Source organism: Caloranaerobacter ferrireducens, assembly GCF_001730685.1.
Taxonomy (GTDB): domain Bacteria; phylum Bacillota; class Clostridia; order Tissierellales; family Thermohalobacteraceae; genus Caloranaerobacter; species Caloranaerobacter ferrireducens.
In genome coordinates this window covers 109,429-125,640 of record NZ_MDJR01000005.1, presented here as the reverse complement: position 1 = coordinate 125,640, position 16,212 = coordinate 109,429, and the positions used below count along the sequence as shown (strand labels likewise).

Annotated in this window: 9 protein-coding genes; 3 read left to right on the top strand and 6 right to left on the bottom strand. The window is 30.8% G+C overall.

The features are described from left to right. Window positions 1-63: 63 nt before the first annotated feature. From BFN48_RS08825 to BFN48_RS08815, 3 genes are all read right to left on the bottom strand, one after another. Window positions 64-1,554 carry an S-layer homology domain-containing protein gene (locus BFN48_RS08825; RefSeq protein WP_242863250.1) on the bottom strand — a complete coding sequence of 497 codons (1,491 nt, stop codon included), beginning with the start codon at window positions 1,552-1,554 and terminating at the stop codon, window positions 64-66. 100 nt (window positions 1,555-1,654) lie between these two features. After that, window positions 1,655-4,336, bottom strand: coding sequence for an S-layer homology domain-containing protein (locus BFN48_RS08820; protein ID WP_069650531.1), 2,682 nt, complete (start codon window positions 4,334-4,336; stop codon window positions 1,655-1,657). A gap of 89 nt (window positions 4,337-4,425) precedes the next feature. Then, window positions 4,426-10,710, bottom strand: a complete 6,285-nt coding sequence (locus tag BFN48_RS08815; protein ID WP_069650530.1) for an IPT/TIG domain-containing protein — start codon at window positions 10,708-10,710, stop codon at window positions 4,426-4,428. Between the two features lie 469 nt (window positions 10,711-11,179). Between BFN48_RS08815 and BFN48_RS08810 the strand changes: the two genes are divergently transcribed. Continuing rightward, window positions 11,180-11,815, top strand: coding sequence for a hypothetical protein (locus BFN48_RS08810; RefSeq protein WP_069650529.1), 636 nt, complete (start codon window positions 11,180-11,182; stop codon window positions 11,813-11,815). A gap of 150 nt (window positions 11,816-11,965) precedes the next feature. Here BFN48_RS08810 and BFN48_RS08805 read toward each other — a convergent pair whose 3' ends face one another. Then, on the bottom strand, window positions 11,966-12,607 hold the full coding sequence (locus tag BFN48_RS08805) for an MBL fold metallo-hydrolase (protein ID WP_069650528.1): 642 nt from the start codon (window positions 12,605-12,607) through the stop codon (window positions 11,966-11,968). 210 nt (window positions 12,608-12,817) lie between these two features. Here BFN48_RS08805 and BFN48_RS12245 point away from each other — a divergent pair, with 210 nt between their 5' ends. Continuing rightward, a complete protein-coding gene (locus BFN48_RS12245) occupies window positions 12,818-13,015 on the top strand; it encodes a hypothetical protein (protein WP_141706155.1) in 198 nt (65 codons plus the stop codon). After that, complete coding sequence (locus BFN48_RS08800; protein WP_069650527.1) at window positions 13,012-13,722, top strand: hypothetical protein; 711 nt, start codon at window positions 13,012-13,014, stop codon at window positions 13,720-13,722. The genes BFN48_RS12245 and BFN48_RS08800 overlap by 4 nt, the downstream gene beginning before the upstream one ends. 81 nt (window positions 13,723-13,803) lie before the next feature. On the opposite strand, the gene kamE is transcribed toward BFN48_RS08800, so the two are convergent. Next, window positions 13,804-14,559: a lysine 5,6-aminomutase subunit beta gene (gene kamE, locus BFN48_RS08795; protein ID WP_069650526.1), complete on the bottom strand. Its 756-nt coding sequence runs from the start codon at window positions 14,557-14,559 to the stop codon at window positions 13,804-13,806. Further along, the gene (gene kamD, locus BFN48_RS08790; protein WP_069650525.1) at window positions 14,559-16,115 is read right to left on the bottom strand and encodes a lysine 5,6-aminomutase subunit alpha; all 1,557 of its coding nucleotides are present in this window, start codon (window positions 16,113-16,115) and stop codon (window positions 14,559-14,561) included. Before kamD ends, kamE begins: the two co-directional genes overlap by 1 nt. Window positions 16,116-16,212: the final 97 nt, after the last annotated feature.

Sequence of the window (16,212 nt, the reverse complement as noted above, 5' to 3'; positions counted from 1 at the left end):
ATTGGTATTAAAGGAAAATATTTCATTATTGTTACAAAAGAAAAAACACACCTAAAAGTGTGTTTAATATCCTAATATCATATCTCTATAATATGTCTTAAAGTCTTCTTGTAAATAGCTAATAAATCTATTTAAGAAGACTGCTGCTTCTGCTCGTGTCATATAATCATTTGGATAAAAATATCCTTCAGGTGTGCCTTTAGCAAGACCTATTTGGTCAGCAACATATACTGACTTTTTTGCCCACTCAGGTATTTCGTCATCATCTTTAAATATTGTTGTAAACGGTGGGTTAGGTGCTAACCTTTCTACGCCTAAAGCCCTTATTATTATGGTTACAGCCTGAGCTCTAGTTAAGTTGCCTTCTGGCATAAATTTATTATCTCCTACTCCATTCATGATTCCTTTTTCTTTTATTGCTTTAATATATTCATAATCAGGATGTTCTCTAGTTACATCACTAAATACTGGAGGATTCACCTCTGGTTTTACATATGACCTTTTTGGCTTATTTTCATCTTTAACTAGCTTCATTGCTTTAGCTATCCATTTGGCAAATTCCTGCCTCTCTATTGGCAAATTCCCTCCAAAATATTTACCATCTGTATCTATTATCTGAAGACCTGCTAATTTCTTAATATCCCACTCTGCCCAGTATCCTTTTATATCTTCAAACTTAGGAATATACATTTTCTTTTGTGTAGGGAGAGTTTCAAATCTCTCCACACCCTTTCCTTTGTTCCTTAACTCTGCTACGACATTATTTTGATTTAAATATGGAAGGTCGTATTTATACTCCATTATCGTTTCTTCTTGCTCTGTAAGAGTATATCCACCATCAAAACTGGATAAATATGCAACATTCTCAAAATACTCAATATTTTTAGTCCTATTAAATGAAACATCTACATCTGCATAGCCATACCAATTTAAAGTAGTATCTCCCAAATTTAAACTGTAATTTATATCCTTATGTATTTTTTGAGTTTCTGTTGCTCCCCAGTAATGATCATAACCATATATATTTCCTGTAATCTCTACTACAACTTGTCCTTCATTTTGGTTGATTGAATACGTCTTGGTTCCCAACCAATTACCTGAGTAAAAATCGACGATAGGTTGGTTATCGTCTATAGTTGAGTTATGAAATTGATAATCTACTAATGTATAAGTTATCTGGTTACCATTGTCCTTTACTATAATTTCTTCATCATAATCTAATATGTTATTGACTTCAATCCTTTGGCTTGGATGAGAATTATCGTCTATTATCCTTTCTAATTCTATGTCTCTTTTTAAAGTAGCTTGTCCATCCTTACTTGATAGCTCGTATTTATATTCTAATTTTTTGTCTTTAATCTTTATCTCAACTTTTCCTTCTAAAAGAATAGGTTTGCCAGTTAAAAAAATTACCTCTTTATATTGCTTAGTTTTCTTATAGTCCATTTCGTTTTTATGAATACCGCCTTCAAACCCTGCATTGTTTATTTGAGCATAAACTGTAAGTGAATGAAGTATTAGTACTAGTATTAATACAATCGTTATTCTTTTCATTATGACACCTCGCTTTTTACAACTCGTCGTTCGCTTTTCGTCATTCGCCGTTCGCAATTTATTATTCGAACAACAAAAAGCGAATAGCGAATTACCGTAGTTATCTAACCACCACTATATACCCAACGTTATTATTTCTTAAGATGTATAAACTGTCGCCTGGTGAAATATCGTTAATAGTTATATTCTGTCCTTCTTTTATAATTAATGCTTTATTCACATCTAGAGTAAATGTTGCATTATTAATATTCCAAATACCCTTAAACTCATTCCAGTCTTTAATATTTTTTAAAGTAATATTCTTATTAATCTTATCCACATTATCCACATCTGCTACTGTGATTATCTTCGGATTAGTATTTTCATCTATAACATTCATTGCTATTGTCATATCGTCATATTTTACAACATATGCATATTTCCTGTAATAACTGTTTATTGAATATTTATCTTCTAGGAACCTACTGTTTGTAAAATCTTTTATAGAAACTTCTATAGGATTATCATTTCTTGTATCCAAAATTTTTGTATCTTCACTAATATCAAAGCTTATTTGTTTTGTAGAAAAATCCCAATTATTATCCTTTAGAACATCATAATCATCAAGTTCAAATTTATACTCACCTATTTCATCAATTCTTCCTCTATATATAACAAGTCCTGTTGAAGGTATATTTTCAACTGAAATTAATGCAGCTGTATATTTATCTTTTCCTTGCGATATTACGTAAATATCATCACCTTTATTTAAATTATATGGATGAATTACTCTTCCGTCTTTTATAATTATAGTACTTTTACTATCATAATAAATCTCATTATAATCTACTTTTATTTTATTCTGCCCATAAGCAATATCTTGAATTGAATTATAATAGTTTCTTTCGTATCCATTTTTCAATATAATCTTAAATGCTTCCTCTTTACCGTATTTCTTATCAGTAGCTAAATATACTTCTTTTCCTAAATACTGTTTAAGATTTTCTTTCGGAATATTTAAACCATCAAAATAAATGTCTACATCAGAATCTAGAGATAACTTCATACTTTCATCTTTATATAACCATTTTGCATGTTCATAATAAAAGACATTACTTAAAATAATCTCGTTTCTAACTAAGTTCACAAAGTCTAGCTTTCCTTTTATAATATTTTCAAACTGCCTATCATCTGTATAAACATTTACTTTCACAGGCATATTTCCTTCATACTGGTCAAACTCAAGTTTTACTATATCGCCTTCCTTTATACTGCTTAAATTAATATTTGTATCACCTTTTATTACTGGAACATATGGCTTAATGATAAATTCATATTCATTATTATCCTTTAATAAAGTCAGTTTATTGTCTTGACTATCAATATAAAGAACCTTTCCGATAAATATTCTGTCTCCTGGATGAATATATCCTTCTTCTTCAATATCAATGTATCCATCTATCTTTATTACTTTTCCGCCACTAATCGTCAATGTCACATCCTGCCCATAAAGTAAATCACTTAGCTTCGCTTTATTATTGTTTACTCTTATATCAACTCCAGGAATTATATTAAAACTGTGAATATCGTCTAAATAGTCCCTAATCGTAATTTGATTATCTCCAATTTTTTCTACTGTTCCATCAAGTAAAACAGGTATGTTATTTAAAATCTCAACAAAGACAACATTATTTTGAGGATTAATATAATATTTTATATAATCATACTCATTCAATTCATTATATTTAGTTAAACTGCCATTTTTATAAACTAAAAACCCTCTGTCATAAACGTCATCTTCTGATTCCTGAGCAATAAAGTTTAAAATATTATTATCGTCATCTTTTATTCTAAAAATTTTCTTTTCAATAGTAGTTTTTTCATCTATTTGATAGTTTTTGTCTATTCTTTCTACTAGACCAGTACCTATTTTATACCCTTGTTTAAGCAAAAAATCTTCAAATATATTGTCTAATAATTTAGCCATCTCTGCTCTTTTAAGATAACCTTTAGGGTTAAAATACCCTCTGTCATCACCCTTCATTACTCCTTTTTGTAATAAAGCTTCTATAATAGGTATATTTGTAGTTTTTATTTTCTGCCAATCTTTTAAGTTGTATATTTTTTGCTGTGCTTGTCCGTAAATAGGTTTTAAATCAAGTATTCTAGATACCCATATAGCTACCTGTTCTCTATCTGCTGGCTTTTTCCATGTGTATTTTTTCTCTATCTTTTCTCTTAACTGATTTTCAATATTTTTTATTTGATTATCTGTTAAATCAGGGTCTGTTTCATACGAAACAATTTCTTTCTCAATTTCTAATTCCAGATCATTCTGTTCTTCCTCTGTTAAAGTTAAAATATCGTCAACTTCTTCCTGAGTAATTATATTATTTTGAAGTGCTACATCTATATATCCCCTTGACCAGTAATCATTTGGAGTAAGAATTGTATATCCTCCTGTATCACTATTTTTAATAGAATTTTCACCTGAAATTTGAGCTTGAGATTCCAGTCCCAATAACCTTACCAATAAAGCTATAGCCTGTTCTCTTGTCAAAGTACCATCAGGATAAAATTTATTATACCCAACTCCTTTTATTACTGAAAGACTACTCATTCTATATATAGAATCTTTCGCCCAATGACTTTTTATATCTGCAAAGTTAATATTGTTATATAGTTCCTTATAAGCAGGTAGTCCTTCATAGGCTGCTGCTTCTTGTCCTAAAACTCCATAAGATACTGAAGCTATTGAAACAACCATTATTACTGTTGTTAGTAAAGCTATTATTTTCTTCATTACGACACCTCGCTTTTTGGGTACTGGGTACTTGGTACTAGGTATGGAAAAAATGGAACTAGTACCTAGCATCCAGTACCTAGTACCTATTATCTATACCCCACTACAAATTTACCTTCTTTATTTATTCTACCTTCAACATAATATACCCATTTCATAAGGCTATAGTCGAATACCTGATAAATTGATGCTTCGTATTTGTCGAGCCTATTTTTCTCAACATTTAATATGCCTAAGTACATTCTTTCTTTATCAAGATTTTCTTTATTAACAATAAGTGAAACAGTTACATAATTATACATTTCAAATGGTATAATACTCTTTCCTTCCTGAAGCATAAATTGTATTTTGAATCCGTCTGTTAAAAGCTTTTCTCTTCTTCTAAGTTTTTTAGATATTCTATGCTTTTCTGCCTTAGGAATTCGAGCTACTATAACTTTAACATTAGAATCATTATCTATGTTTTGAATCTTATTTATTAAGCCTGTTTTTAAACTATAAAATGGTAAGTCTAAATACACTTCACTAGAATTTACAATAAGTCTTCCATAATTATCCATTACCACTCTCAATGGTATAGTTAATTCTATCTGCTTGAAATCTTTATAATTTTTATCAGTTAGTTTTACTGTATACTGGCTACTTGTATAAATTTCTGGCAATAGTACAGAAATGCTACCAGCTGAATTTTTTATTATGCTTTCAACAGTCACAGATTCGTCCTTATATTTGCTATCTCCTTTATCTTCCTTTGAATCTAATGTAGTGGTATATGCATATGCATACCCCTTAGACTCTCCATATTTATTTACAGCCCATAATTTGAAATAATACTTAGTATCTTCATCTAAATCTTTAATATAATACTCTGTTTCTAAAGTTTCTGCTATAAACTTATACTCTTCTTCTCCCTTTTTCTTACCGAATATTTTATACCTTTCAGCTCCATCAGTTTCGCTCCATTTCAAAACTATAGAACGTTCATGTCCAGGATATGCAAAAAATCCTGTAGGGTTTGCAGGTATAGGTAAAATATATTTTAAACCTTTAATTGCTACAAAAGAACCACCATCAGTATTTTCTATCTTAACATCCTTATCTCCTAAATCCCCTTCTGGAGTTATTATTTCTATTGTATTTTCATCTATATATGCTACATCCTTAACTTCTTCTCCATCGATATATACCTTTATACCCTCCATAAACAGAGTACCCTTGATTGTAACCTTCTGTCCTCCTGTAAAATGTACTTCATCAGGTGTTATATCTGTTATAGTTGGGTTTGAATAATAAGTAAATCCATTCTTTAAAACAACTTCTCCTAAAGCTGACTCATTTCTAACAAATACATCTACAGGACCTAAAATATCACTTGAAGGTGTAATTACAACTAATTTTTTATATGAGGATTCTTCTAGGACTACAGTTGCTTCTTTTGCTCCAATCCTTACTGTAATATTCTCTATCCTGAAGTCATTACCCGTAATAGTAATCCTATCACCACCAGCTGCACTTCCTCTATCTGGAGTAACTTCCTCTATTACTGGATTACTTTCTTTTATTCTATATACATAGTATATTGGCAGCCCTTCTTTAAGAGATGAATCGGCAGTTCCGCCATCTTCATTGATAACTACGATACGTAAAGGCTTATTTATATCTATTTCTCTTCCTTCAGGAGACCTTACTACTATTTTATCATCTTCATTGCTTCTGCTTATTATTTCTGCTTCTTCACTACCAATCATTACTCTTACACCTTTTCTAAAATCACTTCCCTCAATAGTAAACGTTAATCCTCCATCTATTGTAGATTCCACAACATAATAATCTACTTCCTCAGAGTCAGCTTTATAAATAGGTCTTTTAGGTTCTATATCAGTAATTACTGGCTGACTGTTAGGATTTTTTATTTCTATTACCCCTTCTCCTGTACCTCCATCTATATTTACAACTTTTACTTTCTTTTCTCCTATTGTATCTTGCGGAGGAGTTACTACAACTAACGTGTTCTCATCTATATACTCTACTCTTGGCGATAATCTTCTTGTGACCATAAGCTTGTTATCTTTAAGCTCTATCTTTATACCTTCTAATTTTGTTTCGTCTAAACCTGTTGGCAAAGTTTCTATTCTAGTCTGTCCTTCTTTAATATTGAAAGATATTTTGTCTTCTCCATCTAATCTCACAAATACATTATTTTCAGCTTCTACATCTCTATTATCATATTCAACCTGCAGATTTCCAACTTCTACAATACCATGTCCTCCTACAATAGGTGTATAATCATATTCATCTCCAAAGATAACCTCTAAGTCTATATCTTCTCCACCAAAATAATTTTCAGGATTTATTTTGTTTCTATCGATAAAGTTTTTACCTAGAATAGTTAATTCTGTACCACCTAATTTTGTAACAGTATCAGGTGTTACGCTAGTTATTTCAGGCTTAGATTTTTCATAAGTAAATCCATCTTTAAATACAAATGTACCTGCATCTGGATTAACTAATATAACATCTACTTTACCTGGCTCTAGATATGGTGGAGTTTTAACTATCAATACTTTATAGCTAGAATACTGAACATCTAGAGCCTCTATACCATTAAAGTACACTTTTGGTAGAGGTTCTCCCTCATCCCATTTGCCATTACTGTTTAAATCTGAGTATCTGAAATCAGTACCTATAATAGTTATAGTATCATAACCAGCGGTTGATCCTACTGATGGATCTATCTTTTCTATAGTTGGAAAACTTCCTGGTACTCTAAAAGTAAATCCGTCACGTACTGTATCAGAACCTCCATCAAAATTCACAATAGTAACTGGTACAGAAACTCTATCTGTAATCTTTTCATCCACCTCATAATCTGGTGTGGTAACAAATATCTTAGTCCCATCCCCATTTACTATTGGATTAATACCTTTCTTTTCTCCGAAATATACTTCAATATCTTCCATAAAATCTGTACCTTCTATAGTTACAATAGTACCTCCGTCTCTCGAACCTTCGCTTGGAGATATTGAAGTAATAGTAGGGTTACTTTGAGGTTTTAAATAGTTAAAACCATCTTCTATAGTAAACTTGGCTGTATCTGGGTTTACTATAGTTACATCTTTGAGGCCTAAAGGTAAATCATCAGGAACTACTATTCTTATCGTCTCTTTATCTATAACATAAACATCTTCTATTACCGCCTGATTTTCATCTGTTACGCTAGTTTGAATTTCATAGTCATTAAAGAATACTCTAGTACCATGCTGTTCATCTTCATCTTGTGAATCTGGGTTAGGTAAAACAAAATCGTCACCCTTAATAATCACTTCAGTTAATGGTCCACCGTGAGATGGTGCTATCGTTTTTATAACAGGATTAGTATAAACTCTTGTATACGTATAATATCCTTCAGCAGTACCACCATCTTGGTTTATAACTTGTACTATTTTTTTACCTTCTGTTCCTCTTGGAGTAATTATAGTTACATCTACAGTATTATCTGCTCCTGATATACTTCTTTCTATCTTCTCGATCTGTGCTTTCTCACCATCTATAGTTACTATGATAAGCACCTCTTGTGGGTCATAGTCGAAATCTTTTCCTGTAATTACTACTCTCTCGCCACCTAATACATTACCTTTATCAGGTTTAATAGATATAATTTCTGGTCTACTTTCAGGCTTTCTATATTCAAAAGCATCTTCCAATCTATTGATTCCACCATCCGGATTTATAACTATAATATCTCTATAGCCTCCATTTTCTTCGTTTACAGAAGGCATCTTAACTACCATTCTATTTCCTAGTTTATCTTTAACACCATCTAATTTAATAAGTTTATTATCATTTTCTGTTGTTACCTCTAATACTTCTCCTCTGTACTTAAGAATTGCATCTGGGTTATTATAATGATCATTTTCTATTTCTTGTGTTGTTATGCTTTCAGGAACAACATATACATAAGGTTTTTTAATAGTTGTTTCTCCATTTTGGTCAGTTTCTGCTATGGCTAAAAACATATCCCCATTTATAACAACTAAAGGATTCCTTATAACTGTTTGTCCATCTTCTGTATAGTTAGTAGAACCAAATTCTGGTGATACCTCATTTATTATTGGTGTAGAAATATATTCAAACTGTCTAACCTCTAATTCTTTATCAGTATAGCTTCCTTCTTCTACAAACTCGGCTATCGTCTTTGTCCTTCCGCCATCTGCATTTTCTACTAAAACTGTAACAGGTCCTAATTCTTTTATATTTGGTACAATTACTTCTATTCTATTGATTGTCTTCCCATTTAAAGCTCCTTGTAAAGTATCAACTGAAACCACTTGTCCTTCATTACTTGATACAAGAAGTTCGTTTAAAGGTCTTCCATCCTCTTTAAAGAAATACACCTTTGCATCAGGTCTAAAATCTAAACCATATATATATACCTTACTTTCAGAAGGACCTTTAGCCATTTGTGAATTCTCATCTATTAAAGGTAGTCCGTTTACTTTATACAAGTACACATAATTAAGCTCTGGTGCACTTGGAACAGGTTTATATATAAACTGTCTTAAAGCTACTTCCTTTTCTGTAAATTGATCTATAACTATATCGTTACTATCATCGCCATCATTATATGTAGATGCATCTATAAATTTAGTTGTTATCTCAACAGAAAGGTCCACCGAAGTATCTACCCTTGGCTTTAATGCAACTTGTGGAGATTTAACTCTCAAAACCTGCTGACCTGTATCTTTATTTATTATAGTCGGAACATCTTGTCCATTTTCTTGAATTGTTTGTATTTCGGCTAACTCTCCGCCAAAGTATACCTTAACGGTTCTAACTCTAACTACATCTACTAGTTCGCTAGTTCCAAGCTTAGGATAATCCTTAATTACATCACTTTCTAATGTCAATATCTTATTATCTTCAGATAATGTAAATTCCTTTTCATCAGAAACTATATCACCATTATCATCTTCCTTAGTTCTTTGAAAGTTAAGCCCTGTTATAGATACTAAGTCACCGCCTGTTTCGTAACCTTCAGTTGGATTTATATCTATAACTACCAATGAATTTTCCACTTCTGTATATCTATATCCCTTTTCTAAAATGAATTCTCCATTATCAATAGGATTAATTATTTTTACATCAACAGCCCCAATTGTATCAGATGGTGGGGTTATAGCTTTTAAAACTGTTGTCCCATCTACACTCATTTCCGTATCAAATTCAACATTAGTTGCATAGTTTTCGCCAAACATTATCTTCATATCAGGAGTTAAATTTGTACCAACTATCCTTACTTCTGTTCCACCTTGTTTTGTACCAGCATTTGGCGTAATCGCAGATACTGTAAAAGGGGTTGGAGATGGTAAAACTTCTAATTCATCTACTAAAGTTACTGCTGTTTGTTTACTGTTATCTAAAACCTTTACATTTTGATAGTTAGTTGTTGCTACTTGAGGAACCGTAATATTAATCTGAGTTGAAGTTAAAGTACTTGTATCTACAACTGCTTCTTTTTCTCCATTTTCTTCCCCTATATATACCTTCAAATCAGTTTCAGAAGGAAAGTTTGTACCATATATAATTAACGTGCCACCTATGTTGACTTTTAAGTTCGAAAGCTGTGTAATATCATGTTCTGCTAACGTAATAGTCTGATTACTATTAGCTGAACCTCCAAACTTATTTTTCACAGTTATTTCATAACTATCTCCATATATAAAATTTTCGGGCAGCTTTGCCTTTATATAACCTTCACTTTGATAAATAACCTCAGCTGCCATTGTACTTTCAGCATTTTTTAATTCAATATAATCTTCAATGTTATCACTATCACCAGGTAAGTTGAAATTAAAACCATAAATCTCTAAATATGTCTCTTTAGTTCTTTTCGCTGAACCATCAGGATTCTTTACTATATTTCCATCAGCGTCTCTTTCAATACTTATTTCTGTATTTGTAACAATCTTATTAATAATAGGATCATTTATATATTCGAAAGGTATGGAATCTGACCCCCAGCCAGTTCTACTTATAGATAAATAAGCTAGTCCTATATATCCGTTTGTTGATTGTGGTATTCTTATGCTAACTTCTGTATCATTAATCGATAATATGTCATCACTGTTTAAGTTAACAATAGTAGGTTCTCCATCATATATTATCTTTATTTCTGCAATTTCTGTCTTATCATTACCGAACCCTGTCCCCATAATGGTTATAATCTTACCGTTTGCAGCAGAAACTTTATTTGGAGTTATAGAATCTATACTTAAAGTATCTGCTGAATAACTTATCATATCTAAATATGGAATATATGTAATTGTAAGTATTACAGCTAAAATTATAGAAAAAAACCTCTTTAATCTATCCATTTCCATACCTCCGAATCATTAGTATCATCATTTATTTATATCGACAAAATACTGCGATTTCTTAAATGGAATTATATTACAGGTGCTGGGTACTAGGTACTGGGTACTAGGTGCTAGGTACTGGGTATTTGATTAAAAATGTAAACTGATAACTAAGGCAATAGACTATGCAGAGTATGTGAAAACAAACGTATAATTCTTTATAATAAAACACCTCTTTTTTTTACTCTATTATACCATTTAATTTTGATTAATTATATCTTCTTTGTTATTAGATAATTAGTAATATCATTCTAAAATATGATAAATTGCAACAAAAACATCGTTGACAAATATTGTAGTAATATAGTATGTTTTGGTAAATGAGTCAAAATAATTGCAATAAGAAACTCACATAAATAAATTTATAATATTTGAAGATTGAGCAAGTAAAAGAATTTAAACAAATAAATTTAACTAGGAGGGTATTATGAATATTTTTAGAAAAAATATCAATAATTTTTTAATAATAGCTATTGTTTTAATAGGTACAGTCTTTTTAATAATACATTTTAGTATAGATAATGATAAACCAAAAGCACATAGTTTAGAGCGTATATTTAGTACAACAGATGAGTTAGTACAAAAAAGTGATGCTATAGTTATCGGTGTAGTGGAAAAAATTCATAAACCTAAAGAAATTCCATTAAAAACTTCTAATCCTAATATATCTGTTAAAAAAATAGTTGTAAGAATGGATGTAAAAGTAGACAAATCACTTAAAGGTGCTTTATCTAAAGGAAGCAAAATTAGAATAGATAAAGTTATAGGTCGTATAGTTAAGGGAGAAACTTTCATAAAAGATTATATGACAAACGTTAGAGAAGGGGAAAGAATTATTTTTTTCTTAAATGAAAATGCTGGGGATTCATTTTACTATCTTGTAAGTAATATTCAAGGGGAGATAAAAGTTAAAAGTGAAAAATTTTCTGATTTTAGTGATGATTATGAAATAATTATTGATAAGAATGACTTTCCAATGTTTAATGACAAAATGAAAGTAAAAGAATTAGAAGAAAAGATAAAAAAATCAAAAGATAATAAAGAAAATTCAAAAAAGTATTGAAAAATTAAAGAATTAAATATAAAAAACGTGGTATAATCTAAAGTTACCACGTTTTTATCATTTAAAATCTATCTACTCATAATTCATAAGACTATATATACATTTGAGTAATGAATTTCGAGTTTTCACACAAACTGTATACCCATTACCCTATTTATATCTTAACACAATAACCTTCTTTCCTGCATTAGAAATAGTGTCTTTATTAATTTCAACTTCTTGGGAGTTTATTTTTTCTACATTATCAAAATACTTTGTAAAATCGTCTAAGCTTCCTAATTCAAATTTTAAATCGTCTGTTTTATAATGCATAGGAATAATTATATTAGGATTTATAAGGTCTACAACTTTTTTTGCTTCTTCTGCGTCTATTGTATATACTCCTCCAACTGGAATCAGTAATACATCTATTTCACCAATAGCTTCTATCTGCTTACTATCTGGTATATGCCCTAGATCACCTAAATGACAAACTCTTAAATCTCCAATTGTAAATATGTATACAACATTACTTCCTCTTTTGCTTCCCTGTTCTTTGTCATGATAAGTAGCAATCCCTGTAATTGGTATATCTTTTACATAGAAATTTCCTACCTTACTTACTACCTCAAAATCTCCAGTAGGACCTTCTATATAATTGTGGTCAAAATGTTCATGGCTTGTAGTAACTATATCAACTTCATCTCTTGGTACTTCATAACCTACAGTTTCATCAAATGGGTCTGTCATTATCCTTATACCTTTATTTGTAGTAATTTTAAAACAAGCATGACCTAAATATTTAATTTTCATTTTAAAACCTCCTTATTTTAAATATTTTTTATCCTTTTTTGTCGAATACATTTCGCATATTTATAGTATATAGTATAATATTTTTGTTGAATATTGGTAGGGGGCGTAGTTATAGGTAAATATTTCACAAATTTCATTAAATATATATTTTTTATCCTTTTACTTCTTTTATTAATACTAATTATATTTTACCCAAACATAGTACATTCCTTGCCAAACACCATAACTGTCGGACCTTATATTAATAATTACAAAACTTTAAATGATGCGTTAAATGCCGTAGCAAATAGCGGTACAATATATATTCTTTATAAATCTACCCCGTATTTATTTGAAAATATAGAAATAAACAAATGGGCTAAAGATTCTAAAAGTAATTTAACTGGTAGAAATAAGGTGAAAAAATGAAAAACAGAATTTTTGTAGTTTTACTAATATGCTTCTCTATTTTAATATTAACAAATTGCCAAATGAATAAGATTAATAATGCGATTGAAGATAAAACAAAAGATATAACTCAAAATCAAAATAAACAAGAACATATAAAAAACAATACCCCTAAACAAAAACAAGAAAATATACATAAAATAGTTGAAGAAAATCGTATAAATCTATTTCCAGATTGCAAAGAGTATAATGGCAATGAGAAGAAAAAAATTATTATTCATGGTGAAGAAAAGACAGTGAAATTTGTAAAAATTAGATTTACTTACTTTGGAATGTATATATCAGATTTAATTAAAGTAGTTGAATTTGAAGATGGTACTGAATTTCAATTAAATGATAATACAGAAACTATTAATGTATTACCATTTGAAATAGAAACAGGTAATAGTTTTAAGGAAGTTAAGTTATTAGCTGAAAAATTTGTTGAAGATCACGGCCCACCTTTACAAGTAAAAAAAGAAGAAGAGTTACAACACTACAATGAATATTTAGGAAGTAAAACTAATGAATATGGTAAAAGAAATGATTATTTCTTGTTTTACGTTGATAACAAAAACAGTGCTATTGTACGGTTATCTTATTTTTTGAAAAATAAAGAAAGAGTATTACCTATTTTCTTAGAAGAAATAAAAAATATTAAATACATAGATAACAATATGGGTAATTAGAAATAAATAGTCTATAAATAACTTGCAATAATTTTAAAAATGAGAGTAAGCTTTTCTAAGCCTACTCTCATTTTATTACCATTAAACCAAACCTCTTCTTACCATTTCAGTTACAATAAATGAAGCTACATGGTAAGCATAAGTACCTGAACCAAAGCCTGCATCATATCCAAGCTCTTTTGCCAACTCATGAGAAATTCTTGGTCCACCGCAAACTAATACAACTTTATCTCTTATCCCTTCAGCTTCTAATAACTCAACTAATTGTGTAAGGTTAGGAATGTGAACATCCTTTTGAGTTACTACTTGAGATACTAATATTGCATCTGCATTTAATTCTATAGCTTTTGCAACTAATTCTTCATTAGGAACCTGACTCCCTAGGTTATGGGCTTCTATTCCCTTATATCTTTCAAGACCGTAATTGCCATTATATCCCTTCATATTCATTATTGCATCAATTCCTACAGTATGAGCATCTGTTCCAGTACAAGCTCCTACAATTACTACATTTCTTTTAATATTTTCTTTTATATAGGCTTCTACTTCATATTTATCCATTACATCTATATCAACTTTAGGTACTTCTATTTTTGTGTAATCTACAGTATGCTGACACTTACCATAAACAACAAAGTAAGTATATCCTACCCCTAAATCACAAGAATAAACTACACTTGGATCCTCTAGCCCCATTTTCTTTACTAGTCTTCTTGCAGCTTCGTCTGCTTCATCACCATAAGGTACAGGCAAAGTAAAACTAAGTTGCATCATTCCATCATTTAAAGTATCTCCATAAGGTTTTACTCTTGTCAAATCTACTTTCTCCATAGCCATTATCTGTCACCTCCAAGCATCAACTGGATGAACGGATTGTAGTAATTTTCTGCTTTAGCAGCAACTCCTTCTAATCCTTTTCCGCCTGTTCTTGACCTTTTTACTCCTCCAAACTTACCTTTTTCTATAGTTGAGAATAATCCTTCTCTTCTAATTTCTTTAAGTAATTCTTCAGCCTTTTTCAATACTTCCTGTGCTCTAGTCTGAATTATTCCGCCTTCTTTAAATTCTATTTCATCTCCTAGGTTTCTAGCATTGTTAAAAATATATCTAGCATTCTCAATAGAAAGCATTCTATCATGTAAATGTGGTGTATGAATCGCCTCAGTTAACATCCCAAGTAATTGTATACCCTGATGAGTCATTATTGATACTAAGTTAAACATTGCATCTTGTATATGCCCTTTGAAAATATTACCTGTCATGAATTTTGTAGGCGGCATATATTTAAGTGGTGCCTTAGGGAATATTTCTCTAGCCATTTGAGCTTGTGCCAACTCCCATAAAAATCCATTTTCAATGTCTGGATTCATTTCAAATGCGTGTCCAAGTCCCATTTGTTCTTCTGGTATACCAGCTTTTAGTGCAAACTGTTCATTTATAAACTGAGATGCTAAAACAGTATGAGCTTCTTCTACAGCATCAGCTGTAGTTAAGTAGTTATCTTCTCCTGTATTTATGATAATACCAGCGTATCCGTTGATAATTCTTGAGAAATACTGGTCAACTAAAGTTCTCTGCATATTGATATCTCTAAAAAGAATACCATACAATGCATCATTTAACATAACATCTAGTCTTTCTAGTGCTCCCATCGCTGCAATTTCTGGCATACAAAGACCTGAACAATAGTTACATAATCTGATGTATCTTCCTACTTCTTCTCCTACTTCATCAAGAGCTTTTCTCATAATTCTAAAGTTTTCCTGAGTAGCATAAGTCCCACCAAAACCTTCAGTTGTTGGTCCATATGGCACATAGTCAAGTAAACTCTGAGCTGTTGAACGAATTACAGCTATTATGTCTGCTCCTTGTCTAGCAGCTGCCTGTGCTTGAATAACATCTTCATATATGTTTCCTGTAGCAACTATTACATAAAGATATGGTTTTCTACCTTCTCCTAGCCTATTTATATATTCTTCTCTCTTTTCTCTATTTTTCTTTATTCTCTCTACTGTTTTAACCGCTATTGGATATATAGCTTCTTTAATCTTATCTATACTTGCAATAGGAAGTCTAGTTAAGTCTAATTCTCCCCTACTTACCTTTTCAGCTATAGTCTGAGGATCATCTCCTGTTTGAACCATAGCATTACCTATCCAATAAGCAGCTCCTAAAGGAAGTCCTCCTCCTTCAACAATGTTGTCTACCACAACATTTGGAAGTGGTTTGTCTATTTCATCCACTCCATCTATACCTAATAATCTGGCAACAGTTCTTTCAATTGAAACTGTAGTATGTCTATCAATAAATTCCTGAACATCTTCAGCTATACCTCTTGCAGCCTCTCTAGCACTATTTATTACATTCGGATCAAGATTTAACTTGCTCTTCATATAACATACCTCCTTTGCATTTTGGTAATTCGTATTTCGCTATTCACCATTCGTATTTCGATATTCGAAGAGCGAAAAGCGAGCAGCGAACAGCAAA

Excerpts from the sequence above, each read along its gene's own strand:
- kamE (WP_069650526.1), bottom strand. The coding sequence starts at position 14,559 with ATGGCTATGGAGAAAGTAGATTTGACAAGAGTAAAACCTTATGGAGAT.
- BFN48_RS08800 (WP_069650527.1), top strand. The coding sequence starts at position 13,012 with ATGAAAAACAGAATTTTTGTAGTTTTACTAATATGCTTCTCTATTTTA.
- BFN48_RS08805 (WP_069650528.1), bottom strand. The coding sequence starts at position 12,607 with ATGAAAATTAAATATTTAGGTCATGCTTGTTTTAAAATTACTACAAAT.
- kamD (WP_069650525.1), bottom strand. The coding sequence starts at position 16,115 with ATGAAGAGCAAGTTAAATCTTGATCCGAATGTAATAAATAGTGCTAGA.
- BFN48_RS08825 (WP_242863250.1), bottom strand. The coding sequence starts at position 1,554 with ATGAAAAGAATAACGATTGTATTAATACTAGTACTAATACTTCATTCA.
- BFN48_RS08820 (WP_069650531.1), bottom strand. The coding sequence starts at position 4,336 with ATGAAGAAAATAATAGCTTTACTAACAACAGTAATAATGGTTGTTTCA.
- BFN48_RS08810 (WP_069650529.1), top strand. The coding sequence starts at position 11,180 with ATGAATATTTTTAGAAAAAATATCAATAATTTTTTAATAATAGCTATT.
- BFN48_RS08815 (WP_069650530.1), bottom strand. The coding sequence starts at position 10,710 with ATGGATAGATTAAAGAGGTTTTTTTCTATAATTTTAGCTGTAATACTT.